Here is a 25,352-nt window from a genome sequence, read left to right on the forward strand (position 1 = left end):
CTCACGGGGAGGCCTTGTGTGGCAGGGGTGGGGTCGGGTTGTCGCCGTTCGCGCAAAGTGTTGACATTTTTTGATCGGCTTCTACTATTCTGCTCAGGGCGGCGACTTCTTTCCCCGGGTCGGTCGCGCACACTCGTGGCTCCTGAGCCCGAGACGCTTCAGCCGGCGCCGGTAAGCCGCCGCAAAGCCCCTGCATCCGCCGAGCGGACTCAGGGGGCGACGCCTGGACCACCCGACTGATCCCAGGGACGGTCAACACGTCCCACCGGCTGGGGAGATGCCACCGCTACCAACGATCTTGTGAGGGCCTCCATGACAGTCCTGCCCGACGAAGGCCTGCCGCTTGCCGGAGACTTCCCCAGCGCCTCTTCCGAGCAGTGGCAGGCCCTTGTGCGCGGTGTCCTGCGCAGAGCGGGGGAGGAGTCCGCGGACTCCACCGCGGAGGAGGCTCTGTCGACCTTCGTGGAGGACGGGATCGTCACCCAGCCCCTGTACACGGCAGACGACGCAGCACCCGATCCAGGGTTTCCCGGTCTCGCCCCGTTCGTACGCGGGGCGCGTGCCGCGGGCAACAGCGTCGCAGGCTGGGACGTGAGGCAGCGGCACACGGTGTCGGACAACTCCGCCGTCCTGACCGATCTGGAGAACGGCGTCACCTCACTCTGGCTCGTCGTCGGCTCCGAGGGCATCCCCGCGACCGCGCTCAACCGTGTTCTGGGCGGCGTGCATCTCGACCTGGCGCCGGTCGCCCTCGACGCGGGTGGCGAAACCGCCTCGGCGTCGGCCGAACTGCTGCGCCTGTACGAGACGCGGGGAGTCGCGCGCGGGGATGCCCGGGGCAATCTGGGCGCGGATCCGCTGGGCCACGAGGCCCGTACCGGTGAGGTGCTCGACCTCGAAATGGCTGCCTATCTGGCGCAGCGTTGTGCCGACACGTATCCCGGACTGCGAGCGCTGACCGTGGACGCTTTGCCCTACCACGAAGCCGGTGGCTCGGCCGCCCAGGAGTTGGGGTGTGCGCTGGCGACCGGCGTCACGTATCTGCGTGAACTGACCCGGGCGGGTCTGAGCGTCGAACAAGCGACCTCACAGCTGGAGTTCCGTTACGCAGCCACTGCCGACCAGTTCCTGACCATCGCCAAGTTGCGGGCCGCGCGGCGGTTGTGGGCGCGCGTGGCGGAGACCTGCGGTATCCCTCACCGGGGAGGTCAGCTCCAACATGCGGTGACCTCATCGGTGATGATGACGAAGCGGGACCCCTGGGTGAACATGCTGCGCACCACGATCGCGACGCTCTCGGCCGGTGTGGGCGGCGCGGACGCCGTCACCGTGCTGCCGTTCGACGATGCACTCGGCCTGCCTGACGGGTTCGCCCGACGGATCGCCCGCAACACGTCGGCCATCCTCATGGAGGAGTCGCATCTTTCGCGCGTGATCGACCCGGCGGGCGGTTCCTGGTATGTGGAGAGCCTGACCGGCCAACTCGCCCACGCAGGATGGGACTTCTTCCAGGCTATTGAGCGCACGGGCGGGCAGAGGAAAGCTGTCCGGTCCGGCATGGTCGGTGAGAAGCTCGCCGCAACCTGGTCCGCCCGCGCGAGGCGACTCGCCACACGCGAGGAACCGATCACCGGAGTCAGCGAGTTCCCGCACCTGGCCGAGGACCCGGTGGTACGTACGCCAGGACACAGGTCATCGACCGGCGGGCTGCCCCGCGTCCGGCGCGACGACGAGTTCGACGTTCTGCGTGCACGCTCCGACGCACACCTCGCCACCACCGGCAGCCGCCCGCGGATATACCTGACCGGCATCGGAACCGTGGCGGAGCACACGGTTCGCCTCACCTTCGCCGCCAATCTCTTTCAGGCGGGCGGGATCGAGCCGGTCACGGGTGGACGTCTCGCCGAGAGCGGAACGCGCCACGTCTGCATGTGTGGCAGCGACGCGGACTACGAGGCGCAGGCAGCCACCGTCGCCTCGGAGCTCAGATCCGAGGGCGCCGAGTACGTCTTCCTGGCCGGCGGACCAGGAAAGTACCCGGGCGTCGACGCATACCTCTTCGCCGGTGATGATGCGGTTGCCGCCCTGTCCACCGCCCTCGACCGCATGGAAGTGCCCCGATGAGTATCCCCGACTTCTCCGACATCGAGCTCGGGCCGGGCGGCGGCGCCGAGGTGACCGAGGACCAGTGGCGTGCCGCGGTCAAGGAGTCCTCCGGGAGCTCCGACGGCGACCTGCTGTGGGAGACCCCGGAGGGCATCGCGGTCAAGCCGCTGTACACCGGCCGGGACCTGGAGGGGATCGACTTCCTCGGTACGTATCCGGGGGTGGCGCCGTATCTGCGCGGTCCGTACCCGACGATGTACGTGAACCAGCCCTGGACGATCCGGCAGTACGCGGGTTTCTCCACCGCGGAGGAGTCCAACGCCTTCTACCGCCGTAACCTCGCGGCCGGGCAGAAGGGTCTGTCGGTCGCGTTCGATCTGCCGACCCACCGCGGCTACGACAGTGACCACCCGCGGGTGACCGGCGACGTGGGCATGGCGGGTGTGGCGATCGACTCGATCTACGACATGCGGCAGCTGTTCGACGGCATCCCGCTGGACAGGATGTCGGTGTCGATGACGATGAACGGCGCGGTGCTGCCCGTCCTCGCGCTGTACATCGTGGCCGCCGAGGAGCAGGGCGTAGCGCCTTCGATGCTGGCCGGGACCATTCAGAACGACATTCTGAAGGAGTTCATGGTCCGCAACACCTACATCTATCCGCCGAAGCCCTCGATGCGGATCATCTCGGACATCTTCTCGTACACCTCGAGCAAGATGCCGCGCTACAACTCGATCTCCATCTCCGGCTATCACATCCAGGAGGCCGGAGCCACGGCCGACCTGGAGCTCGCGTACACCCTGGCCGACGGGGTGGAGTACCTGCGCGCGGGGCGCGACGCCGGCCTCGACGTCGACGCGTTCGCACCACGGCTGTCGTTCTTCTGGGCGATCGGCATGAACTTCTTCATGGAGGTCGCCAAGCTCCGGGCGGCCAGGCTGCTGTGGGCCAAGCTGGTCAGGGAGTTCGAACCGAAGAACGCCAAGTCCCTTTCCCTGCGCACCCATTCACAGACGTCGGGGTGGTCGCTGACCGCGCAGGACGTGTTCAACAACGTCACCCGCACGTGTGTGGAGGCGATGGCCGCGACCCAGGGCCACACCCAGTCGCTTCACACCAACGCCCTCGACGAGGCGCTCGCCCTGCCCACCGACTTCTCGGCCCGCATCGCCCGCAACACCCAGCTGCTGCTCCAGCAGGAGTCCGGCACGGGACGGGTCATCGACCCGTGGGGCGGCAGCGCGTACGTGGAGAAGCTCACCTACGACCTGGCGCGGCGGGCCTGGCAGCACATCGAGGAGGTCGAGGCGGCGGGCGGCATGGCCAAGGCCATCGACGCCGGCATCCCCAAACTCCGTATCGAGGAGGCGGCGGCCCGCACCCAGGCCCGCATCGACTCCGGCCGCCAGCCCGTCATCGGCGTCAACAAGTACCGCGTCGAGACCGACGAGAAGATCGACGTGCTCAAGGTCGACAACTCCTCGGTGCGCACCCAGCAGCTGGAGAAGCTGCGACGGCTGCGCGAGGAGCGCGACGAACGGGTCTGCCAGGACGCGCTGCGCGCGCTGACGGAGGCAGCGGGGCGGGATCCGGGTCCCGGTCTCGATGGCAACCTGCTGGCGCTGGCTGTCGACGCGGCACGGGCGATGGCGACCGTGGGCGAGATCTCGGACGCCCTGGAGAAGGTGTACGGCCGGCACGCGGGCCAGATCCGTACGATCTCGGGTGTGTACCGCAATGAGGCAGGGGAGTCGCCGTCCGTGGACCGCACCCGCACGCTGGTCGACGCGTTCGAGGAGGCGGAGGGGCGGCGTCCGCGGATCCTGGTCGCCAAGATGGGCCAGGACGGGCACGACCGCGGCCAGAAGGTGATCGCGACCGCCTTTGCCGACCTGGGCTTCGACGTGGACGTCGGCCCGCTGTTCCAGACGCCGGGCGAGGTCGCCCGGCAGGCGGTCGAGGCGGACGTGCACATCGTGGGCGTCTCCTCCCTGGCCGCCGGCCATCTCACGCTCGTACCGGCGCTCCGTGCGGAGCTCGCGGCCGAGGGCCGTGAGGACATCATGATCGTGGTGGGCGGGGTGATTCCGCCGCAGGACGTCGACGCGCTGCACGAGGCGGGCGCGGCGGCCGTGTTCCCGCCGGGAACGGTGATCCCGGACGCGGCCCACGATCTGGTGACGCGCCTCGGCGCCTCACTTGGTCACGAGGTTCTGCCCGGGACCGGAACGTCATGAAGCTCGATCTCGACATGTATGTCGAGGGAGTGCTCGCCGGCAGGCGGTCGTCGTTGCACGTGCTGTCACGCTCGTCGAGTCCACCCGACCCGGCCATCGGGAGTCGGCCCGGCGGCTGGTGACCCGGTTGATGCCGCATGGGCGTCTGGCGGCACGGCGCAGTGACCAGCAGGTCGACTGAACGAGTACATCCTGGACGCCCTTCACGGGGATCGCGATGCCGTTCGTGAGGACGTAGGCGACGTCGCATCGTAGGGGGGTGTCAACATTTTGCGGTGTACGGTGCGCGAAGAGGCTGTCTATTCGGCGTAGGAGGCGCGGCAGGACTGTGATGCTGCATCGGCGGTGCAACGACGTCATCGGAAAGTGTCGGCAGTCCTGCGGACCGAGTCGGCTACGGTAGTACCGCAACCAGTCCGCGGTCCGGAGACCGATCGGACGTCGAAGCGTGGGAGAGGCCAGCACACGATGACAGCAGGGTCGGTCGAGGTGGCGGACAAGCTCGCCCATCCCGACGAGGTGAGCAGAGCCCATCACGCTGTGCGGCGGGCGATCATGCGAGGCGAACTGCGGGCCGGCGATCCACTCTCCCAAGTCGAGCTCGCCCGGCAGCTCGGGGTGAGCCGCGGGCCCCTGCGGGAAGCGCTCAGAATTCTGCAGCGTGAGGGCTTCATCCAGCAGGAATCCCAGCACCGCGCCCGGGTGGCGACGTTCAGCGACGACGACCTCGACGAGTTGTACGCCATGCGTATCAGTCTCGAAGCGCTGGCTGTGGGAATCGCCGTGCCGCGCATGACTGAGGAACATCTCCACCGTATCGACCAGCTACTGCACGAGATGGACGAGACGGCGCGTACCGGCGACGTCGAGCAGTGGGAATGCCCGCACGAAGAGTTTCACCGCGCGCTGGTCCACCCTTCGGGCGAGCGCCTGGAGCGGGAACTGGCCCTGCTGTCCGACCATGCCACGCGGTATCGCATGGCCTTCGTCACCTGGAATCCGCTCGAGTGGCAAGCGGGCACGAGCGAACAGCACCACAAGATCGCCGAAGCTGTCATGGCGCGCGACCCGGATGCCGCCGCCCTGGCGCTGGCGAACCACTTGGGCCGAACGGCTCTGGTGGTGCTCTCCATGGCATCACCCACGTTCGAGCCCGTGCGGGTACGCAGGGCCCTCTCCGCCGTGTGCGGCCGGTAGCCGCACCACCTGGTCGGGCGGAGGCGCGGTTCGGAGAGGGCCCTGCGCCGAGGTCAGGCGCCGGCGGGCAGCTGGGTCTGGATGAGGTCCATGACCGAGGAGTCGGTCAGTGTGGTGACGTCGCCCAGGGCGCGGTTCTCCGCGACGTCGCGGAGGAGGCGTCGCATGATCTTGCCGGAGCGGGTCTTGGGGAGTTCGGCGACCGGCATGATCCGCTTGGGCTTGGCGATGGGGCCGAGGGTGGTGCCGACGTGGTTGCGCAGCTCCGCGACCAGTTCCTCGGAGTTGGTCGCGGTGCCCCGCAGGATGACGAACGCGACGATGGACTGACCGGTCGTCTCGTCGGCGGCGCCGACGACGGCGGCCTCGGCGACCGCCGGGTGCGACACGAGGGCGGATTCGACCTCGGTGGTCGAGATGTTGTGCCCGGATACGAGCATGACGTCGTCGACCCGGCCCAGGAGCCAGATGTCGCCGTCCTCGTCCTTCTTGGCGCCGTCGCCCGCGAAGTACTTGCCCTCGAAGCGCGACCAGTAGGTGTCGAGGAACCGCTGGTCGTCGCGCCAGATGGTGCGCAGCATGGAGGGCCACGGTTCGGTGAGGACGAGGTAGCCGCCTCCGCCGTTCGGGACCTCGCGGGCCTCGTCGTCGACGACGGTGGCGCTGATGCCGGGCAGGGCGCGTTGGGCGCTTCCCGGCTTGGTCTCCGTGACGCCGGGGAGCGGCGAGATCATCATGGCGCCGGTCTCGGTCTGCCACCAGGTGTCCACGATGGGGCACTTGTCGGCACCGATGTGCTTGCGGTACCACATCCACGCCTCGGGGTTGATCGGCTCACCGACCGAGCCCAGGACCCTGAGACTGCTCAGGTCGAACTTGGCGGGGATCTCGTCCCCCCACTTCATGAACGTGCGGATCGCGGTCGGCGCGGTGTAGAGGATCGTGACGCCGTACTTCTGGACGACCTCCCAGAAGCGCCCCTGGTGCGGGGTGTCGGGCGTGCCCTCGTACATGACCTGCGTCGCACCGTTGGCCAGCGGGCCGTAGACGATGTAGGAGTGCCCGGTCACCCAGCCGATGTCGGCGGTGCACCAGTAGACATCGGTCTCGGGCTTGAGGTCGAAGACCGCGTGGTGGGTGTACGCCGCCTGCGTGAGGTAACCGCCGGAGGTGTGCAGGATGCCCTTGGGCTTCCCGGTCGTGCCCGACGTGTAGAGGATGAAGAGCGGCTGCTCGGCCTCGAACGCCTCGGGGGTGTGCTCGGTGGACTGACGGGCGGTGATCTCGTGCCACCAGACGTCGCGTCCCTCGGTCCACGCGGTGTCCTGACCGGTGCGGCGGACGACGAGGACGTGCTCGACGCTCTCGATACGGGAGACGGCGTCATCGACCGCGGGCTTGAGCGCGGAGGGCTTGCCGCGGCGGTAGCCGCCGTCGGAGGTGATGACGACCTTGGCGTCCGCGTCCTGGATGCGGGCGGCGATGGCGTCGGCGGAGAACCCGCCGAAGACGACCGAGTGCGCGGCGCCGATGCGGGCGCAGGCCAGCATCGCGACGGCGGCCTCGGGGATCATTGGCAGGTAGACGGCAACCCGGTCGCCCTTGCCGACACCGAGCTCGGCCAGCGCGTTCGCCGCGCGGGAGACCTCGTCCTTCAGCTCGGCGTAGGTGATGGCACGGCTGTCGCCGGGCTCGCCCTCGAAGTGGATGGCGACCCGGTCGCCGTTGCCCGCCTCGACGTGACGGTCCACGCAGTTGTACGCGACGTTGAGCTCGCCGTCCGCGAACCATTTCGCGAAGGGCGGGTTGCTCCAGTCGAGCGTCTCGGTCGGCTCGGTGGCCCAGGTCAGGCGGCGGGCCTGCTCGGCCCAGAAGCCCAGCCGGTCCGCCTTGGCCTGCTCGTACGCCTCCGCTGTGACGTTGGCGTTCGCGGCCAGATCGGCAGGCGGTGCGAACCGCCGCTGCCGGGAGCCGGCCGCCGTCGCGCTGACCACCGCGCTGTCGTCGCGTGTTGCAGACATACCTACTCGCTCTCCTTCACGTACCTGCACGGTGCGGAGTTCACCGCTCGCCCAGCTCCTTCACGGCACGCCGCATCCGATTTTCGGCACCTGCCGTGGGGCGGGCGCTTCCACCCGGGAGTTCCGAGGGGGGCCGATGTCTCCAGGGCAGTTCGGGCAGGCATGCGGGTCGTTGTGCGTGGCGGGGCGCTTTTGGTGCGGGCGCATGCCGCGACTCCGTACACACCCTGATGTGTGACACTCGTATTAACCTACTGTGTAGTCGCGTTTCAGTCTACCCCTGCACCTTGTTGTCAGTGCTGTTCGGCCGCGGGCGCCGTCTGCCCCTGTTTGACGCTGGCGACGGGGCTGCGGGCGGGTAGGTTCGGGGTGATCGGCGAGGCGCAGTGGCAGGTGTCAGCTGGGTGGTCTGACACGTGAATGTAAATTACAGTGAGCAACATGTCACGTATCGAAAATGCGCTGGTCGGCAGTGTTCCCCGGGAGATCGTGGAGGCCACGCTGCGGGCCGCCGACGAGCGGGACCAGCCTCCGGCCGACGTGACTCTGCGGGACATCGCCCAAGCGGCGGGAATGTCCCGCAGCACGCTGTTGCGCAGGCTGGGCGGCAGCCGGCGTTCGCTGGACGAGGCGCTGCGAGCTGCCGGAGTCGACCTCGGAGGACGGAAACCGGTCAAGGAGCGTGCGATCGAGGCTGCGGGCGCTCTGATCAGTGAGCAGGGCTTGGGGAGGGTTACGTTCGAGCGCGTGGCGGCGGCGGCCGAGTGCTCGGTGCCCAGTCTTTACGTGACCTTCGGGGGGCGTGATGAACTCCTCCGTGCGGTGTTCGATCGCTACAGTCCGATCGTCGACGTCGAGGCGTTTCTGGCCGGACCGCATGGCGACCTGGAAGCGACCGTTCACCAGCTCTACCGCCTGCTCGGTGACGCGATGGAGCGCGAACCGCGAGTGTTGCCGGCCCTTCTGGCGGAGGTCTTCGCTCGCCCTGGGGACGCAAGCGTCCAGTTCGCCTTCCAGAACCTCACCCCCCGAATGCTGGCCGGTCTCGGGCAGTGGCTCGCCGCGGAAGTGGCCGCCGGGCGCATCCGCGATCTCCCCCTGCTTCTGCTGATTCAGCAGATGGTCAGCCCACTTCTCCTGCACTTCCTGCTGCGCCCCGTTACGGGTCAGGTCGCCGCTGAGTACCTGACCACGAAGAGGGAGGCCGTCGACGTGTTCGCACACGCCTTCCTCCGTGCCGTCGCGCTTCCTCCCGCGGACGGCGCGCGCTCGTAGGAGCAACTCAAGGGCTGACGGGGCTTCGGCCGGGGTGGGCGGCACGTCGCGGGAACCTTCGTGATGTTTCAGCTGCCAGGTCCGTTCGGGATTCCTGTTACTCAAGTGCACGTTCCTGACAGCAACCGCACCGTCTTCCCGTGGCCAGGCGGGTGAGGGGGGCGAGATGTGCACCAAAGGGGTAACGGGATGATCCTGAAGCCCGAGTGTCTGTCCCCGCGGACGCGTTGACGCGCTTCAGTGACGCCTTAAGGGGACGGGTGACGGCTCTGGTGAACTCGTCGGCCGGCTGTGCAGAGCGCACGGGCGCGACGACGTGGCCGGCGATGACGCCGCAGCCGATGCCCGTGCCTACCTTCGGATACAACAGGCGTAGGGCATCGGACCGGGCCCGGCGTCGGTCGGCCAGGGCCATGACGTTCACGTCGTTGTCCACTGGCACCCGGACACCGGGCACGCCGACGCCGATGGCCTGCAGCGTCCGGGATCCCGTCCCACCGACCGTTTACGGTCTCGGGACCGGTAGACCCGCATGCGGGCCCTCGGCGTGCGCCCACGCCCGGCCGTGCAAGAACGTACGAAGCCGCCGACGGCCACTCCACACTGTCGTACTCGTGGTACGCGCAGGCGTCCCGAATCTCCCACGCGTGCTCGTACGCCGTCTCGGCCGCTCCATGTACCGCTTCACCACCGACGGGTCCTTGATCCCGAGCTGTGCGGCCAGGTGCTCGACCACCGCCACGGTGCTTCCAGTAGGTCGTCCGGGAAAACCGGCCGATGTAGCGCACCGTGCACATCTGGAGCGAGAAGCCGTGCTCCTGGTGGGCACGGTCGAGGACATCCTCGACGCCGGGACTGATCCGTACCGGCCAGCGTCTGTGTGGTCGACATCCAGCCGTACGGGACTCCGCACGCACCCGTCCACCACGCTGTGCGACCCGTGCGCCCACATTTGACTCCCGTATACATCTAAGCTGTAATCGAGTTTCAAGTTGATGGTGGTTTGCCTCGATGTGTTCGTCGCCCGCGCCGCCGTCCCGTCCCAGTCACGCCCCCTACCGCCCTGCTTGTCGGCGGGACGGGCGATCGGAAATGATCTTCATGGGCCACTCCGCCCCCGCACCCACGAACTCGCACCGCAAGCTGGTCATCGTTGTCCTCGGTCTGGCAGCTCTGATCACCACCATGCTGTGTGCCTTCGCCCTGCCCTCGCTGCACAGCGGCCCCCACCACATCCCCATCGGTGTCACCGGAACCCAGCAGGCCGCGCAGGACCTCCAGCGAGGCCTTGACGGTGACACGTGGGACGTTGACGTGTACGCCAGTACGTCGGAGCTCCAGGCGGCAGTCGAGGGTCAGGATGTCGTCGGCGGTCTGGCCTTGCAGCCGGGCACGCTCGACGTCTACACCGCCACGGCCGGCGCCCCCTCCGCGACCGGCGCCGTAGCCGCTCTGGGCGACTCTCTGGCCGCGGACCGGAACGTCGCTGCGACCGTTCACGACCTGGTGCCTTTCACCCAGGACGATCCTCGTGGCTCAGGCCTCACCGCGGCGTTGATGCCGATGATCTTCGGCGGAATCTTCCCGGCCCTGATTCTCGGCGGCGTCTTTCCCGGGCATCGTGGCCTGCGTACCCGGCTGGCCGGTGCTGTTCTGTTCTCCCTGGTGGCGGGCGTGGCCGTTGCCGCAGTCCTCCAGTTCGGAACCCACTCCATCACTGGTGACTACTGGCTGAACGCCTTCGGTGTCGTTCTCGGCATGACCGCCATGTCCACCACCCTCCTCGGGCTTCAGGCACTCCTGGGGATGGGAGGGTTCGCCTTCGGTGGAGCGTTGATGATGCTGCTGGGCAATCCTCTGTCGGGTCTGGCCACAGGCCCGCACTGGCTCCCCTCGGGCTGGGCCACCCTCGGTCAGCTCCTCCCTCCGGGGGCCGCCGGCAGTCTCCTGCGCACCAACGCCTTCTTCGACAGCGCGACGGCGGGATCGCCCGCCCTGGTCCTGACCGGATGGATCGTCTTCGGAGTCGCCCTCGCGCTCATCGCCGACCGGAGGGGAAGGCGCAGCCCGCAGGCCCTCTCCGAGTCCGTCGTCGTGCGGCAGTCGACCCAGGCCGACCCGCAAGCTGCACCTGCCGTGTCGGGTCGCTGAATCGCTCGGTCGCCGGTGGGGCCGCGGGCATGGGCTGATCCACCCTTGAGGCGTGAGGGCGCGGCGAGGGAGGCGAGGGTGAGACGGAGTGAGCGTCAGCAGGGGTAACAGGAAACTTGATCGGTGTGCATGCCCAGCCGTGATGCCCGCGGTGATGAGGTCGATGCCGGCGAGGAACTGCGCCCGATCGTCGTGGTCGAGCCCGTGGTCCGCAACCGCCCGGGTAAAGGGGCACTGCTCTGGACGAAAGCGTCCTCAGCCGAATATGGGCGGTTACGGCGGAGCGCCGGGCTGCATGTGTGCTCGTGCCGGCCTCGCAGGTGTGGGGTTGTCGCGGTGCCGGCCGCCGCGGAACACATCGCACTGCCCGACACCGTCTGCCGGCCCCTGCACAGCAGGGCGGCCGAAGTGGACATGCTCCGGCTCAGCCGCGCGGACGGAACGTGCCGGGCAGCGCCGTGCGTTCGTGAGGTCCTGTGCCGGAGCCGGATCGTGGGCGGCTCCGGGGACATGGTGAACCTGTCGTGGGCGCCCCACGCTGACACAAAGTGTGAACATTATCCGAGCGGATGCGTCGATGGATGATGCGAGTGCGTGCATCGGCGTCAGAGAGTCAGTGGCGATGCCGGGACGTCTGATGTGTGTCAGCGTCTCCGAGAGTGAAGTCTGGGTGCAGATTTCATGTTGCGCGAGATCCCGCACGTGCCTCTTGGCGTCGAGGTGCAGGCGTTACCTACCCGACGTAAAGTGTTGACATTTATCTTGAGTGCTTGATGATGGTAGTAGCGCCTTCGCGTCTGCCGTCGCAGAAGTGGCGGGGAAGGGCCCGGTGCCGAGGGGCGATGCGCAGCACTCATGCCGTAACCGCCAGGGCAGGCCCCGATCGATGAGCGGGCCGCGTGCGGCACGTAGGGGACGGCTCCCATTCCGATTCCGGTGGGACTGCCGGCGCGATGGCTTGCGTCATCGAAATCCCCTTGATCCTCGGGTGAGCCACCTAGTGAATGTGTATAAGGAGATGTATTCGTGATACTGGTCACCGCAGCCAATGGCAATCAGGGGAAGCTCCTGGTCCCGAATCTCCTGGCCGCGGGTCAGGAGATTCGGGTCTGCGTTCGTTCCGAGGAATCGGCGCGGTCTCTTCGTTCTGCTGGAGTGGCTGATGTCGTCGTTGGCGATATCACGGAGCCCGGGATGATGGTGCGTGCCATGAAGGGGGTGGAAAAGGTCTACTACGTCGGCCCGACCCTCCATCCCAGGGAGCGGGAGATGGGGTTTGCGGCTATTGATGCTGCTCGCGAATCCGGCGTGCAGCATTTCGTTTTCAGCTCAGTGCTGCACGCGATTCTTACCGATCTCACTCAGCATGAAATCAAGCGCGATCTCGAGGAGTATCTACTCTCCTCCGGGCTCGAGTTCACGATTCTCCAGCCCGCCAACTACATGTTGCGCCACAGGCTCAATCCTGTGATGGAGCAAGGTGTCTTCCTTCTCTCGTGGGCGCTCGATCGACACCAGTCGATGGTCGATCTGGGCGACGTGGCCGAGGTGGCCGCCGCAGTCCTCACTGACAGTGATCGCCATGTAGGGGCGACCTACGAGCTGGTAGCGCCCGGGCGCTACACGGCGTACGACATCGCGGAGACAATCTCCGAAGTGCTGGGGCGCAAGGTGTCCGCCAAGCGAATCGATGCCGATCAATTCACGGCGGCATCACATGGTGCGGACCATGAAATCAACTTTCCGTATCACACCAGCGCTGCGCGAGCGATCAGTAAGCGCTACAGCAGTCACGATTTCGTGGGAAACCCGAATGTTCTCACGTGGCTGCTCGGTCGAAATCCGACGAGTTTCAAGCAGTTCGTTCAGCGAGAGTTGAAGACTTACCCATAGGGCCACGGCGGGTGGCGCCGGTTCGTCGCTCACACCTGCGGACGCGTCACCGCAACCATCCGGCGAGCCGGTCTGATGCGGGCCGGTTGCCACCGGCTGGGTCTGCCCGACCTGACAGGTGGGGCAGACCCAGCACCGGTCACGCAGGCTTGACCGGAAGCTGCACGTACGACGCGCGGTCGCCCCCGGTGTGGATGACGTGCCGTCCGCCGAATTCGGTGGTGTATTCGCGGATGCCGGGCATCATCGTGCCCAGGAGCGACCGGCTGCTGATGACGAAGCGGAGCTGTTCGCCCGGGTAGAAGGTGAGCCCGAGCGGCAGCAGGTCGATCTCGACTTCGACGACCTCGCCGGGTGAGAGCTTCTCGACCTGGTCGAAGCTGTGAGCGGGAATGTCCTCGGTCGACAGCTTCTCGTCCAGATGGCGCATCGAGACGCGCAGACGCCCGTCGGCCCCCTTGTACCGAAGGATCGAAGCGCCCCGCTCCGTCACGTCCTGGACCATCGCCCCCTGGTTGAGCACGGTGAACTGCTGCAGGGGTGTGCCGTACGCGTCGAGCTTCTGGACGAGCAGGAACAGGTCCATGTCGTCCGCACCTTCGGCCTCGACCCACAGGTGCGCCTTCGGGTAGCCGACCAGAACGGTCTCCTGGTCGAAGCGCGTCACGAAGGACACCGTGTCCGGGTTGGCGCCGACCGCGTAACCCGCCGTTGCCCCGGTGTCCGGTGCCGCGGTCCCCAGCGTCCTTGAGCGGCCGTCGAGGTAGTACTTCACCGGTGTGACGTCCGCTGGCGGGAACTGGTCCGCCGGGATGTTGACCCGGTCGCCGCCCTGGAGATCGAGGAGTGAGTAGCGCACGCGTGGCGTCTGCTCCCAGCCGTTCTGCTCGTCCTTGAGGAAACGGTCGAAGAACCGGCGCAGGTCCTCCACGTTCGCCTCTTCGTAGTAGTCCGGCCACTCCTGGCTGTTGTGGACGCGCAGCCACTTCTGCTCGGACTCCATGCGCCGCCAGGCCCGGAAGGTGCCTGCGGTGTGCAGCGTGTTGGAGTAGCTCGCGACGACGTACGCGGGCACGTTGATCCGGTCGAAGAGCGGGATCTTGTTCTCCCACAGGTCGTTCACCAGCGGGTAGCGGTCGGCCTCCGTGAGGATGTCCTCCTTCTGGCCGTTGCCGTAGTAGCTGTTGTCCTGAAGCTGCCGGGCGAATCCGGTGTCGGGAATGCCGCCGCGCATCACCAGGTCGCGGTAGACGTCGCTGACGCCCTCCCACGGATTGATCGCCGCAAGGTGCGGAGGCTGCTCGGCCGCGGTGAACCACTGCGAGACCGCAAGGTAGGACGTGCCGCTCATGGCGACCTTGCCCGTGCACCAGTCCTGGACGCCGAGCCACTCGATCAGGTCGTAGCAGTCGCGGCCCTCCTGCCGGTCCCAGACGACACTGTCGCCCTCGCAGTTGGCCACGCCCCGGATGTCCGGGTTGCAGATCGCATAGCCCTGCGCACACCAGTACGAGGGGTCGGGGCCTTCGAACTTCTCCAGACCCGAGACGATCCCGTTGTCCAGACCGACCATGCCGAAGATGCCCATCACGCTGGCGGACGAGCCCTGGCCCTTCCCGTACGGGCTCCACGCCACGATGACCGGCACCCGTTCCGCGCCGGCGGGACGGAAGACGTCGACGTAGATCGTGACGCCGTCGCGCAGTGTGACCGGCACGTCCTTGTCGAGCACGATGTCGAGGGGGAGCGGTTTGAACGGCGGGGCGATCTGAAAGCCCGCCTCCAGCGTTCGGGTACCGGGCTCGTAGCCGCTCAGTACTCCGTACCGGGCACCTGGCTCCAGCGGCTGAGAGGGCGTGAATACCTTCTGGACATCACTCATGGTGAACTCCTCGCATCTCTGCGTCCGTGGACCGGCTCTGTCCACCATGCGAGCGTACGTCCGCCGCGGCATGATCTCAACAGCTGTTGAGATCATGGCGCGGGGGTAGTTTTGGCACATGACCGCGCACACGACTCCCGCCACGACCGGCCGTCTCGGACGCCGGCCGGGAACGAACACGACGCGGCAGGCGATCCTCGCCGCGGCCCGCGCCCGGTTCGCAGCCGATGGCTTCACGGCGACCACGATCCGGCGGGTCGCAGCCGACGCCGGGGTGGACGCGTCGTTGGTGATGCAGTTCTTCCGGTCGAAGAACGAGCTGTTCGCCGCCGTCATGTCCGTTCCCGCTGACGCGCTGGCACGCTTCAGCGCCGCTTTCGAGGGCGCGGACGACGGCCTCGGAGAACGCGTCGTCCGCGCCTTCCTCGAGGTGTGGGAGGAGGACGTCCGGAGCTCGGAGCCGCTCATGGCGATGCTCCGGGGCGCCATCGCCAACGACCAGGCGAACGAGCAGCTGCGCGGCTTCCTTCAGGAACGACTGCTGGTCGGCGCTCTCGCGTCGCGCTCCGCCGACGACGACTTGACGCTCCGGGTGGGGGTCGTGTCGTCGATGCTCGTCGGGCTCGTGGTGGGGCGACGCGTCGTCGGTGTCCCCACGCTCACCGGGGCGGAGCGCGAGCAGCTGATCGCGCTCGTCGGGCCCGCCGTGCAGAGCGTGCTCGTGCCGGCGTCGCCGGCCGTCCACGACAAGGGGGCGGTCCGGTGACGGCGATCGACGGTCGCCTCTATGTCGACGGGCGCCCCATCCCGTGCCCGTCGGATCTGGAGGACGCGGCCGACGACTTGGAGCAGTCGGGCGGCGTTGCCTGGATCGGCCTGATGGACCCCGGCCCGGACGAGCTGGAGACCGCCGCGGCCCGGTTCGGACTGCACCCCCTGGCCGTCGAGGACGCGCAGAAGGGTCATCAGCGCGCGAAGCTCGAGCGGTACGGCGAGACGATGTTCGTCGTGCTGCGGCCCGCCTCCTACGACGACCGGAACGAGCGCGTCGACTTCGGTGAAGTCCACCTGTTCGTCGGGCGGCAATTCGTCATCACGGTCAGGCACGGCGCTGTGCCTGACCTGACGGCGGCCCGGGACGCTCTCGAGGCGGAGCCGCAGTTCCTCGGTACAGGGCCCGAGGCGATGCTCACTGCTTTCCTCGACGTCATCGTCGATGGTTACGCTCCTGTCGTCGCCGGGCTGATGAACGATATCGACCAGGTCGAGGACAGCCTTTTCGGGGAGGGAAGCGCGGATCCTGCCTTGTCGGAACGGATCTACCGACTGCTCTCGCAGGTGATCGCGCTCCAGCGCGCGATCGGAGCGCTGCCGGACATGGTGCGAGGCCTGCTCCGCGGTGCCGGCAGGTACGGCACCGGCGACGAGGTGCAGAACCGGCTGCGCAACGTGCTCGACCACACCATCCGCGTGTCGGAACGCGTGGACGGCTCCAGGTCTCTGCTCGAGAACGCGCTGACCGTCCACTCCACGCTGGTGACGATGGAGCAGAACGAGGCCATGCGGAGCATGTCGAGTGCGAGCCTCGCCCAGGGCGAGGAGAGCCGCCGCCTTGCGGAGGAGACCATCGAACAGGGCGAGCAGGTGAAGAAGATCTCGTCCTGGGCGGCGATCCTGTTCACCCCGACCCTGATCGCCTCTGTCTACGGCATGAACTTCGACCACATGCCGGAGCTCCACTGGACCTGGGGGTATCCGTTTGCCGTCGCGCTCATGATCGGCTTCGGGGTCGGTCTCTGGAGCGTCTTCAAGTGGCGTCGCTGGCTCTGACCGGTCGTACCGGAAGGGCGTCGTGGCGGCCGGGGAGCAGGCGGCGCTGTCACCGCCGCCTGCTCCCACACTTCGCTGCCGCTGTGGCAGTCAGGCGTCTATTCCTGGCAGGGCCCGGGCCCGTGGGCGGCGCCGCGTCCTTGCCGCGAACTCAGCCGGCCTTCTTCGGAGCAACCGGCGCGAAACGGTCCAAGGTGGTGATCCCCTCGAACTTGTGCGGCTGGGATCCCGCCATCAGCCTTCCGTAGTTCTCGGACAGGGCTTCGAGGTTGAGGGCTCCGTGCAACGTGATGACACGAGCGTCCCGCCAGGCCCGCTGAATGGGCTCACTTTCCATGATCGCGGTCGATCCGGAATTCCGCTGGAGCAGCTCGATCGCCTCCGCGCACCATTTGGCCGCGTAGGCCGTCTCGGCGAGGACGCGCGCGCTGAACATCTGCATGTACTCCGGGTCGGCCGGTGTCCCGGCGGCAGCGAGTGCTCCGAGCCGATCGGTTTCATCGGCGTTGGCGCGGGTCAGCAACGTCGCGGACCGGATCTTCGAATGAACCTCTGTGAGCATCAAATGTGTGAGGGGCGCTTCCAGCTGATTCTTGTACGTCGTGCCGCGCAGGGGCCGGCCTGCGGCGCGTTCGAGGAACCTGTCCAGCGCACCTTGGGCGAGGCCGATCGACATCCCTGCCATGAGGCTGAACGCCCAGCCGAGGGAAGGCGCCTTCCACAGGGCGCCCTTGAGGCCGTTGTCGAGAGATCCGCCGACGACGCGCCGGAAGTCGACACCGCGATGCTCCGGAACGAAGAGCTGGTCCTCCGCGAGCGTGATGGACACACTGCCGGTGGCGCGCATGCCGGCGACCTGCCAGTCATCGAGGAAGCGGAGTTCGTCGCGAGGAACCTGAACGCCCACCAAGTACGGGCCGTCGCCGTCATCGGCGATGCAGCCGAGGTTGGTGAACGGGGCCCAGAGCGCGTCACTGCCGAACGTCCAGGGGCCGCCGGAGATGGTCCAGCCGCCCTCGACGCGCTGTGCGCGCCCCTTGGAGGCCGGGAAGTGGCTTGAGGCGGCGACCCGCGGACCGATCCACGACGGACCGTAGACCTCCTCGACGACGCGGGCCCCGGAACCGGCGGGAATCCAGTTGGTCGAGGCCCCCACCCATACGCTCCATCCGCAGGAGCCGTCCCACTTGGACACCTCGGAAACGACGTCCAACTGTTCCCGAACGGTCAGCTCGTAGCCGCCGAACTCCGCGGGACTGCCGATGTTGAACGCGCCGGTGGCATCCAGATCCGTGATGGTCTCGTCGGGAAGCCTGCCGGCGCGTTCCGCAGCGAGCGCGCGTTTCGTCAGGTCCGGCCCGAGCGCCCGGACTTTCTCGAGGACCGTCGTCAGCCTCTCGGACGTGGGGTGAGTCGCAACCATCGTCGATATCTCCTGTGGTCGGTTCTTGCGGATGAGGGTTCGACCGCGCTCTTGCCGGCTCGAACTCGCAGCCTTCGTGCAGTTGAGGCTCTGGCCTGCGGCATCCGGGGGCCGGATGCCGTTCATGGCGATCGTCGTCCAGAGCGGCCCCCGAGGCGGTCGCCCAGTCGCCGGGCAGCGGTCCGGTGCGGAGCAGGGGCCCCGGGTGTGCCGCTGTTGGTGCGGTGGTGATGAACCCCGAAGGACAGGCGGCGGCTGGGGCCGCAGCGAATCGTGATCGTTTGATGGCAGCTCCCGGCCTCCCACCGCCCGGTGGATATAACGGTGCCCCTGATCGCACCGTAGAAGGCACACTTCAAAGTGTCAACATTTTGACCAGGCTTATTCTCGGTCGTGTGTTGTTCGCCGATAGTGACCAGCGCGTTGACCTCATGTGTGATGCAGCCTTGGAGTCGACTCCGAGCGTGGTGACGTCGTGTGTGAGTGCGTGAGGAGTTGAGGTCTGTGGCTCCTGCGTGCCGCCAGTCCTCCCGGTCGGTTCCGCGGGGGTGGTAGGACGATGTAACTCGTAGGACATGAAGTGTTGACAGTTTCTCCATGGCTCTTGATGATGGTGCCCACGTCCGCCACCCTTTCGTCGGCCTTGAGCCGTCCTCGGATGTGGTGGACGGCAATTCGGATGCCGAACCGGCGAGGCCAACGGGCCGCTGGGCCGTCGCTCGGTGATCGACTCGCGACCCGCATCGCACGCACTTGCGTGGCATTGCGCTTGAGGGCGGACGGCCGGGACTGCACCTCGCCGGCAAGGGGCGGCGGAGCGCACTCCTCGCACCGCGTTCCATACTCCGGCGGCTGTCGAGTAACAGTCGGACCGCCACTGAGTGCGTGTTTCACAGCGGGCATCGGGAGTGTCCCACTGGCGACTTGAAGGATGAGGAGCGCAACAATGGTTGAACACGACAAGGCCGCCATTATCGAAGTCCTGAATCTCTACGGCTTCGCGCTTGATGCCCATGAGTGGGACCTGTTCGACCGTGTCTTCGCGGAGGATGTGACCGCTGAGTTCGGTCCGGCCGGAAACGCCTGGGAGGGACTCGCCACTTTCAAGCGCTCGTTTGCCGAGTTCCACGCGGGCCTGGACGGTCATCAGCACACGATGATGGGTCATCTCGTACATGTCGACGGTGACAAGGCGCACGCCTTCAGTTATGGCAATTGGCTGCTTGTGCGCGAGGCGGCCGAAGGCGGCCCGACGTGGCAGGGGACCGGTTGGTACGACGACGAACTGGTCCGGACCGAGCAGGGATGGCGGATCCGTCACCGTGTCTGCCGGCTGATGTCCTGGGCCGGCAACCCCTTGGTGCCTGAGCCGAACGCCGAACACCACCCTGACATGAAGACGAACGTCCTGCGCCAGCACATCGAGGCGGGCCGGGTCGGGTTCCACAAGGCTGTCCAGGCCAAGTAGGCCGCCGTGGTGCGCGGCGTGCGGCCCTGAGGCGATCGCCGTGCACCACCTAAGATCTGAGTCGGCGTCAGGTCGTTTCTCCTGACCGTCGTGTCGGCCCTTCACTACGTCGTGTGCCTCGACGTGCGCCCGTTGCGAGCGACAGCTCGCTCTCGTTTCACCAATGGAGCCTCGAGAATGACTGAAAGCCAGACTTCGCCGCCCGCAGTCGTGACGCTCGCATCAGGACCGGCCGGTGGGGGGAACATCGACGACTTCGAGTTGTTCTACGCCCGCCGTGCGCTGAGGCGCTTCAGGGAACGGCTGGGACGTCAGGGACTGCTCGATCTGTTGGCCGAGGACATCGACAAGGGAGAGGCCTTTTTGCGGGAGAGCGCTCGCCTCTCCGACGGCACCTTCAACTGCGGTACGACGGTACTTGCGACGCGAGGCACTTCAGCCGGCGAGTTCGTGGCCTGGATGGACAAGGCCTTCGCTGATGAGAACGTGCTCCTGGACGCGCAGCCCGAGCATTACGTCATGGTCGGGCAGCCGGACGGAGCGGTCCACATCGTTGAGAACGTGGGCCCCCATGTCTGCTCCTTCTACCTGGGGAGTTGGTCCGCTGAGGCAATGGCATGGGCCGCGGACGCGAGCGAGCGTCTCCCGGAAGCAGAGTTCCCGTACAAGAAGGCCACGAATCTGTACCTTGCCGACGGCACGGTCGTGGGACGTGTGCTAATTCAGTTCGGCGACACCGATGAGGGCTTCACGTCGAGTCTGACGGTCTACCTTCCCACCGCGTGCCCGGAGAGTGTTCTGGAGCATCATCTCCGGCACTTCGCCGTCGAGTTCAGGAACTGGATCGTCGCCTCGTCAGCGGCCCGCACCTGAGGAACGGCGGGGCGGCTCGACAGCCCCGGCGCACGATCCTTTCCAGTGCCGCTACGCGGGCCTTTAGATGCAATGGGCGCTGGACCGCCGGTCCGTGGACCTGCCCGCCGCACTCGACGGCTCCTTCAACCGGCTCTCCCGCGCACTCACCCCTGACGGCAGGACGCTGCCGCCGCCCGCCACGTCGGTACCTGCCCCCGTGCCCGCGCACGCCGGGCAGTCAGAGGCGGAGGAGGCGTTCGGCGTTGCGGTGGGCGATGTCGTGCTGGGCGTCCTCGGAGAGTCCGGAGTCGGCCAGGAAGGTGCGGGATCCGGCATTGCCGACGAAGGGGTAGTCGACCGAGTGGATCATACGGTCGGTACCGAGGAGGTCGGTGCAGAAGCGCAGGTGGGGGGCGGTGAACATACCGCTGGGGGTGTAATAGGTGTTCTGCCGGACGTACTCGCCAATGGTGCGGTCGAGGCCGGTGGCCTTGCGCGGCAAAGCTTCGTCGAGACGGTCCAGATACCAGGGGACGCCCTCGCCCCAGTGACCGAGGATGAACTGCAGTTCGGGGTAGCGATCGAACACGCCGCTGAGCACCAGGTGGATGAAGTGGACGCCGGACTCGTTGTGCCAGCCCCACGCCGCGGTCGCGAACCTGGTGGCGACGACCTGGTCCAGTCCGGCCTCGTAGTTGTCGGCAGCGGTGACGCGGGTTGGCGGAGCGGGGTGGAGGTACACGGGAACGCGCAGATCGGCGGCGGTGCGCAGGATCGGGTCGAACCGCTCGGCGGACAGGTACTCGTCGTCGGTGCGACCGTGGATGAGGGTGCCGACGAAGCCCAGCTCCTCCACCGCGCGCCGGAGTTCGTCCGGAGCGCGGTCGGCGGTGGTGGTGGGCAGGGACGCGAAGGCGGCGAACCGGTCGGGGTGCCGCCCGCAGGCTGCCGCGAGGCGGTCGTTGACGTCGCGGACCAACTCCGGTGCCACGTCGGCCGGCAGGTACTGGGTGGTGAGGTTGGAGAGCACCTGCATGTCGATGTCGTCGGCATCCATGGCGGCGAGCCTGCCCTCGTCCAGGTCTTCCAGCACCTCGGCCGTCGGGCTGTAGGGCAGGCCGCTCGCCGGGGCGTAGGACGCGCCGAAGCCAGGGCTGACCCCTGCCGTCCGGGCGGCGGACGCCTTGGCCACACCGGCGTGCAGCGTGTGCTCCTCGATCGTGATCAGTTTCATGGTGTTCCTCTGTACTTCTCGTTCGCCGCTGTGGCCGTCACTTGTCGGTCTGCTCGCCGAGCCAGGCGAAGGCGGAGTCCTTGATGTCGCGTTCCAGGTCGCTGCCCTTGGTCGCGAAAACCCGGCTCACCGGGAATCCGCTGGCCTCCAGCAGGTAGGCGAGGGCGGCGTACTCCCGCGGGTACCGGGCCACAATCTCCGCGTCGATGTCGACGATCCCGGCGGGGAAGGTGAAGGTGCCGAAGTCGTAGACGCTCTTGCGGTCGCTGATGCGCCACACCCCGTCCCGCTTCTCCAGACGGTCGATGAACCGGTTGTGGCCGTTGCAGCCGAGGCGCAGGTCGACGTTCTCGCCGATGATGACGGCGTTGGTCTCGCTGACGGCACGGGTACCGTCAGCGGAGAAGGCCACCACAGGTGCGGTGATCAGGTGCTTGGTCCGGAAGGCAGAGTCCCCCATCCGGGCGGAGGCGTCCACGGACTCGTACGCCAACCCCTCGAACCAGGTGATCTCGATCCGGCCGTCGGGGTGGAAGAGGCTCTTCAGCCGGTCCCACTCGCCCAGGTCGCGGTGGATCCACCCGGTCATGAGATCAGCAATGTCCTGTCGATCCTGAGATGTCACGTTCATGCGTCCAGCGTGCGTCCGCCTGAGCGATAGGTCCAACCGAAAGATACGATCAACCCATCGTCTGGAACGATGAACAGGAGTGGACGGTGGAGCTGCGGCACTTGCGCTATTTCGTCGCCGTCGCCGACGAACGGCACTTCGGCCGGGCCTCCGCCCTGCTGCACGTCACCCAGTCCACCCTCAGCGCCCAGGTCCAGGCTCTGGAGCGGGAGGTGGGCGGACGCCTGTTCTCCCGGACCAGCCGACGCGTCGAGCTGACCGAGGCCGGTGAACTGCTGCTGCCCGAGGCCCGCAGAGCCCTGGCACAGGCCGACCGCGCCCTTCAGGTGGCCCGGGAATCGGTTCACGGCGAGACGGGAACGGTCCGGATCGGCTTCGCCGGCGTCGCCGTCCTCCAGGGCGTCCTCTCCGACGACCTGCGCGAATTCGCCCAGGCGCACCCACGGGTCGGCCTCGCCCTGACCGAGCTTCCGCCGGCGGCCCAGATCCAGGCGGTGCGCGACGGGGCGCTCGATCTCGGCTACTGCCCCGACCTGGGTCTCGGCGACACCGACGGTCTGTCTGTCACACGTCGCGCGCCCACTCCGCTGTCCGTCGCCCTGCGCTCCGACCATGAGCTGGCGTCCGCGCCCTCGGTGACCACCTCCACCCTGGGCGCCCACGAGCTCATCGTCTTCGCGAGCAGCCAGGAGGACGAGACCATCCTCTCCCGGCTCTGGCCGGGCGCCGAGGAGGACCGTTCCCGGGTCCGCCTGGTCGGCAGCACCCTCGGAGCTCTCGCCCTTGCCCTGGCCGGCACCGGCGTGGCTCTCGTCCCCACCGCCACGGAGCGCATCGTCCTGCCAGGCCTCACCTACCGGCCCCTGCGAGGCGCACCGCCGGGACCGGACCTGTTGGTCCTCGGTCGGCAGGACGAAACGTCAGGAGCGGTCCGCGCCTATCTCGGCGACGTCCCCCCGCCATGATCCTGCCGCCGTCAGGAACACGTCGTTCGCCTCTCGTTCCCCGATGGTGACCCTGACTCCGTCCTGGCCGTAGGGCCGCACGGCAACGCCGGAGCCCAGACAGTGTTCGGCGAAGGGACTGGTCTGCTCGCCGAGACGGAGCCAGAGGAAGTTGGCCTGGCTGTCTGGCGGGGTCCAGCCCTGGCTCAGCAGCGCCTCGCGGACCCGTTCCCGTTCGGCGACCAGTTCGCCGACCCGTTCCATCAGCTCGGTCCGCCGGTCGAGAGAGGCGATGGCGGCACTCTGCGCGACCACGGAGACGCCGAAGGGGACGGCGGTCTTCCCCAGCGCTTCGGCGACCGGTTCGTGGGCCACCGCATAGCCGATCCGCATCCCGGCGAGCCCGTAGGCCTTGGAGAAGGTCCGCAATGTCACGACGTTCGGCCGGTCGCGCGAGAGCTCGACGCCGTCGGCGCAGTACGGGTCCGTGGTGAACTCCGCATACGCCTCATCCAGGACGATCAGCACATCGGCCGGTAGGCGGTCGAGGAACGGTTCCAGGACGTCTCGTCGCAGGGCCCGGCCGGTCGGATTGTTCGGCGTGCACACGAACACCAGCCGCGTGCGGTCGGTGACCGCCCGCGCCATGGCGTCGAGGTCGTGCGCCTCGTCACCGGTGAGCGGCACCTGCACCGGACGCGCCCCGGACAAGCGGGTGACGAGGGGGTAGGACTCGAAGGACCGCCAGGCATACACCACCTCGTCGCCGGGATCGACAGCGATCCTGCAGAGCTGCTGCAGCAATGCGCTGGATCCGGTGCCCAGAGCGATGCGGGAGGCGGGCACCGCGAGGTGTTCCGCCAGCCTGGCGGTGACTTCCGTCCCGTGCAGGTCCGGGTACCGGTTCATCTTCCCGGCAGCAGTGACCACGGCCTCCAACACACCGGGCAGCGGGGGATACGGGTTCTCATTGGAGGACAGCTTCCAGCCCGCGCCCCCCCCGCGGACGCTGCCGGTTTTCCGGGCACGTAGACGGGGATCGAGTCGAGCAGGGCGCGAAGCCGAGGCGGGGTACGGCTGCCGGTGCTCATCGCACGCGCTCCCCTGCGATCCATACCCCAGCGATGTTGCGGGTCGCGGTGATGTCCTGCGTCGGGTCGCCGTCCACCAGGAGCAGGTCAGCGCGCCTGCCCGGCTCGATGACGCCACGGTCCCCGAGACCGAACGTCTCCGCCGTGAGGCTGGTGGCCGCGCGGAGCACTTCGAGGGGCGTGAGGCCGGCCTCGACCATGAGTTCCAGCTCGTCGTGGAGGGACGAGCCGTGCTCGGGAGCGAAAGGGACACCGGGAGCGGAGTTCGCGTCGGTTCCGACCAGCAGCCGGATACCGGCTTGATGGAACCGGGTCACCGTGTCGCGGGCGTACTCGTAGCTGAGCCCCGCCGCGGCCCGCACCTCTGCGATGCCGCGCATCATCGTCAGAGTCGGCGAGGAGATCATCCCGTCGCTGAGCATCCGCTGGACGGTCTCCTCGTCCAGGACGGCGTCGAGGGGCGCGTGCGTACTGATGTCGACACCGGCCTCGACTGCCACACGGAAGGCGCCGGTGGTGATCGAGTGCGCCACTACCAGCAGTTCGTGTTCGTGCGCAGCGGCGACGACCGCGTTCACGCTCTCCTGGTCCATGCCCGCCGGTGGCGCGGCCTCGGTGACGATCTTGATGTAATCCGCGTCGTCGGCGACACGGCGCTCCACGAACACGCGCGCCTCGTGCGGGCTCGTGACGATGCCGTCGGCGGGGAAGCCGGGCATTTTGGCGTGGTTGCCGCCGGCGCCGACAGCCGGGGTCGTCGCGCTGAAGATCTGCGCCACGCCCTTCTGGTCGCGCATCTCGGCGACGAACGACTGCGGCCAGGCCGCCATGTCCAGCCCAGTCGTCACCCCCCAACGCGCCAGGTTCTCCAGGTCAGCGCGACCGAGCACGTGCATGTGCGCATCGATCAACCCCGGCAGCAGCACCCTGCCCGCACCGTCGACCACCTCGTCCGAGGGTGCCTCGCCGGCGATTTCCGCCCCCTGCACATACACCCGCCGTGGTTCCGTCAGGCCCTTGCCGGTGAACACGCGGACACCCTCGAACACGGTGACAGCCGCCATGATGAATCCCTTTCCCTTTCTTGAAAGGTATCACTAAAGGTTTTTCCGGT

The 25,352-nt window shown here is 67.6% G+C and carries 18 protein-coding genes and 4 pseudogenes; 12 read left to right on the top strand and 10 right to left on the bottom strand.

Annotated elements, in window-relative coordinates:
* Positions 1-312: 312 nt before the first annotated feature.
* The 4 genes and pseudogenes from ACGFU6_RS07095 (at position 313) to ACGFU6_RS07110 (ending at position 5,540) form a co-directional block, all read left to right on the top strand.
* Positions 313-2,124, top strand: a complete 1,812-nt coding sequence (locus ACGFU6_RS07095) for a methylmalonyl-CoA mutase family protein (RefSeq protein WP_393608654.1) — start codon at positions 313-315, stop codon at positions 2,122-2,124.
* Entirely contained in the window at positions 2,121-4,343 is a 2,223-nt protein-coding gene (gene scpA, locus ACGFU6_RS07100) for a methylmalonyl-CoA mutase (RefSeq protein WP_393608656.1), read from the top strand. The genes ACGFU6_RS07095 and scpA overlap by 4 nt, the downstream gene beginning before the upstream one ends.
* Positions 4,340-4,500 (top strand): annotated as a pseudogene (locus ACGFU6_RS07105) (methylmalonyl Co-A mutase-associated GTPase MeaB); the annotation flags it as partial. The gene scpA and the pseudogene ACGFU6_RS07105, both read left to right, overlap by 4 nt.
* Positions 4,501-4,832: 332 nt before the next feature.
* Complete coding sequence (locus ACGFU6_RS07110; protein WP_393608657.1) at positions 4,833-5,540, top strand: GntR family transcriptional regulator; 708 nt, start codon at positions 4,833-4,835, stop codon at positions 5,538-5,540.
* A 53-nt stretch (positions 5,541-5,593) separates the two neighbouring features.
* Here the strand turns inward: ACGFU6_RS07110 and acs are convergent, their stop codons facing one another.
* Positions 5,594-7,561, bottom strand: a complete 1,968-nt coding sequence (gene acs / locus ACGFU6_RS07115; RefSeq protein WP_393608658.1) for an acetate--CoA ligase — start codon at positions 7,559-7,561, stop codon at positions 5,594-5,596.
* A gap of 441 nt (positions 7,562-8,002) precedes the next feature.
* Between acs and ACGFU6_RS07120 the strand changes: the two genes are divergently transcribed.
* Positions 8,003-8,836 (top strand): TetR/AcrR family transcriptional regulator, encoded by an 834-nt coding sequence (locus ACGFU6_RS07120; RefSeq protein WP_393608659.1) that lies wholly within the window; start codon positions 8,003-8,005, stop codon positions 8,834-8,836.
* A gap of 97 nt (positions 8,837-8,933) precedes the next feature.
* On the opposite strand, the gene ACGFU6_RS07125 is transcribed toward ACGFU6_RS07120, so the two are convergent.
* Both ACGFU6_RS07125 and ACGFU6_RS07130 read right to left on the bottom strand, forming a co-directional pair.
* Positions 8,934-9,293, bottom strand: a complete 360-nt coding sequence (locus ACGFU6_RS07125) for an ROK family protein (RefSeq protein ID WP_393608660.1) — start codon at positions 9,291-9,293, stop codon at positions 8,934-8,936.
* A 72-nt stretch (positions 9,294-9,365) separates the two neighbouring features.
* Positions 9,366-9,660, bottom strand: a pseudogene (locus ACGFU6_RS07130) (DUF4158 domain-containing protein); the annotation flags it as partial.
* A 277-nt stretch (positions 9,661-9,937) separates the two neighbouring features.
* Here ACGFU6_RS07130 and ACGFU6_RS07135 point away from each other — a divergent pair.
* Entirely contained in the window at positions 9,938-10,987 is a 1,050-nt protein-coding gene (locus ACGFU6_RS07135) for a hypothetical protein (protein WP_393608661.1), read from the top strand.
* 135 nt (positions 10,988-11,122) lie between these two features.
* Here the strand turns inward: ACGFU6_RS07135 and ACGFU6_RS07140 are convergent.
* Positions 11,123-11,230: pseudogene (locus ACGFU6_RS07140) on the bottom strand (TetR/AcrR family transcriptional regulator); the annotation flags it as partial.
* 783 nt (positions 11,231-12,013) lie between these two features.
* On the opposite strand from ACGFU6_RS07140, the gene ACGFU6_RS07145 reads away from it, so the two are divergent.
* Positions 12,014-12,880, top strand: coding sequence for an SDR family oxidoreductase (locus ACGFU6_RS07145; RefSeq protein ID WP_393608663.1), 867 nt, complete (start codon positions 12,014-12,016; stop codon positions 12,878-12,880).
* Positions 12,881-13,019: 139 nt separating this feature from the next.
* On the opposite strand, the gene ACGFU6_RS07150 is transcribed toward ACGFU6_RS07145, so the two are convergent.
* Positions 13,020-14,762, bottom strand: a complete 1,743-nt coding sequence (locus ACGFU6_RS07150; protein WP_393608664.1) for a CocE/NonD family hydrolase — start codon at positions 14,760-14,762, stop codon at positions 13,020-13,022.
* A gap of 118 nt (positions 14,763-14,880) precedes the next feature.
* On the opposite strand from ACGFU6_RS07150, the gene ACGFU6_RS07155 reads away from it, so the two are divergent.
* Both ACGFU6_RS07155 and ACGFU6_RS07160 read left to right on the top strand, forming a co-directional pair.
* Positions 14,881-15,528, top strand: coding sequence for a TetR/AcrR family transcriptional regulator (locus ACGFU6_RS07155; protein ID WP_327173255.1), 648 nt, complete (start codon positions 14,881-14,883; stop codon positions 15,526-15,528).
* Positions 15,525-16,592 (top strand): magnesium and cobalt transport protein CorA, encoded by a 1,068-nt coding sequence (locus tag ACGFU6_RS07160; RefSeq protein WP_393608665.1) that lies wholly within the window; start codon positions 15,525-15,527, stop codon positions 16,590-16,592. The genes ACGFU6_RS07155 and ACGFU6_RS07160 overlap by 4 nt, the downstream gene beginning before the upstream one ends.
* Before the next feature lie 151 nt (positions 16,593-16,743).
* Here the strand turns inward: ACGFU6_RS07160 and ACGFU6_RS07165 are convergent, their stop codons facing one another.
* Positions 16,744-18,141 (bottom strand): acyl-CoA dehydrogenase family protein, encoded by a 1,398-nt coding sequence (locus ACGFU6_RS07165; RefSeq protein ID WP_393608666.1) that lies wholly within the window; start codon positions 18,139-18,141, stop codon positions 16,744-16,746.
* 820 nt (positions 18,142-18,961) lie between these two features.
* On the opposite strand from ACGFU6_RS07165, the gene ACGFU6_RS07170 reads away from it, so the two are divergent.
* Together ACGFU6_RS07170 and ACGFU6_RS07175 are read left to right on the top strand one after the other, a co-directional pair.
* Complete coding sequence (locus ACGFU6_RS07170; RefSeq protein WP_327173258.1) at positions 18,962-19,483, top strand: nuclear transport factor 2 family protein; 522 nt, start codon at positions 18,962-18,964, stop codon at positions 19,481-19,483.
* 177 nt (positions 19,484-19,660) lie between these two features.
* Positions 19,661-20,356, top strand: coding sequence for a hypothetical protein (locus ACGFU6_RS07175; protein WP_393608668.1), 696 nt, complete (start codon positions 19,661-19,663; stop codon positions 20,354-20,356).
* A gap of 220 nt (positions 20,357-20,576) precedes the next feature.
* Here the strand turns inward: ACGFU6_RS07175 and ACGFU6_RS07180 are convergent, their stop codons facing one another.
* Complete coding sequence (locus tag ACGFU6_RS07180; RefSeq protein ID WP_393608669.1) at positions 20,577-21,572, bottom strand: amidohydrolase family protein; 996 nt, start codon at positions 21,570-21,572, stop codon at positions 20,577-20,579.
* Positions 21,573-21,609: 37 nt separating this feature from the next.
* Complete coding sequence (locus ACGFU6_RS07185; RefSeq protein ID WP_393608670.1) at positions 21,610-22,203, bottom strand: nuclear transport factor 2 family protein; 594 nt, start codon at positions 22,201-22,203, stop codon at positions 21,610-21,612.
* 86 nt (positions 22,204-22,289) lie between these two features.
* On the opposite strand from ACGFU6_RS07185, the gene ACGFU6_RS07190 reads away from it, so the two are divergent.
* Positions 22,290-23,168 carry a LysR family transcriptional regulator gene (locus ACGFU6_RS07190; RefSeq protein WP_393608671.1) on the top strand — a complete coding sequence of 293 codons (879 nt, stop codon included), beginning with the start codon at positions 22,290-22,292 and terminating at the stop codon, positions 23,166-23,168.
* Here ACGFU6_RS07190 and hisC read toward each other — a convergent pair.
* Positions 23,124-24,238, bottom strand: a pseudogene (hisC, locus tag ACGFU6_RS07195) (histidinol-phosphate transaminase). The gene ACGFU6_RS07190 and the pseudogene hisC sit on opposite strands and share 45 nt — an antisense overlap.
* Complete coding sequence (locus ACGFU6_RS07200) at positions 24,235-25,302, bottom strand: amidohydrolase family protein (RefSeq protein WP_393608672.1); 1,068 nt, start codon at positions 25,300-25,302, stop codon at positions 24,235-24,237. The pseudogene hisC and the gene ACGFU6_RS07200 overlap by 4 nt, the downstream one beginning before the upstream one ends.
* Between the last annotated feature and the right edge of the window lie 50 nt (positions 25,303-25,352).

The sequence above is a fragment of the Streptomyces sp. NPDC048462 genome, from assembly GCF_043200175.1.
GTDB lineage: Bacteria > Actinomycetota > Actinomycetes > Streptomycetales > Streptomycetaceae > Streptomyces.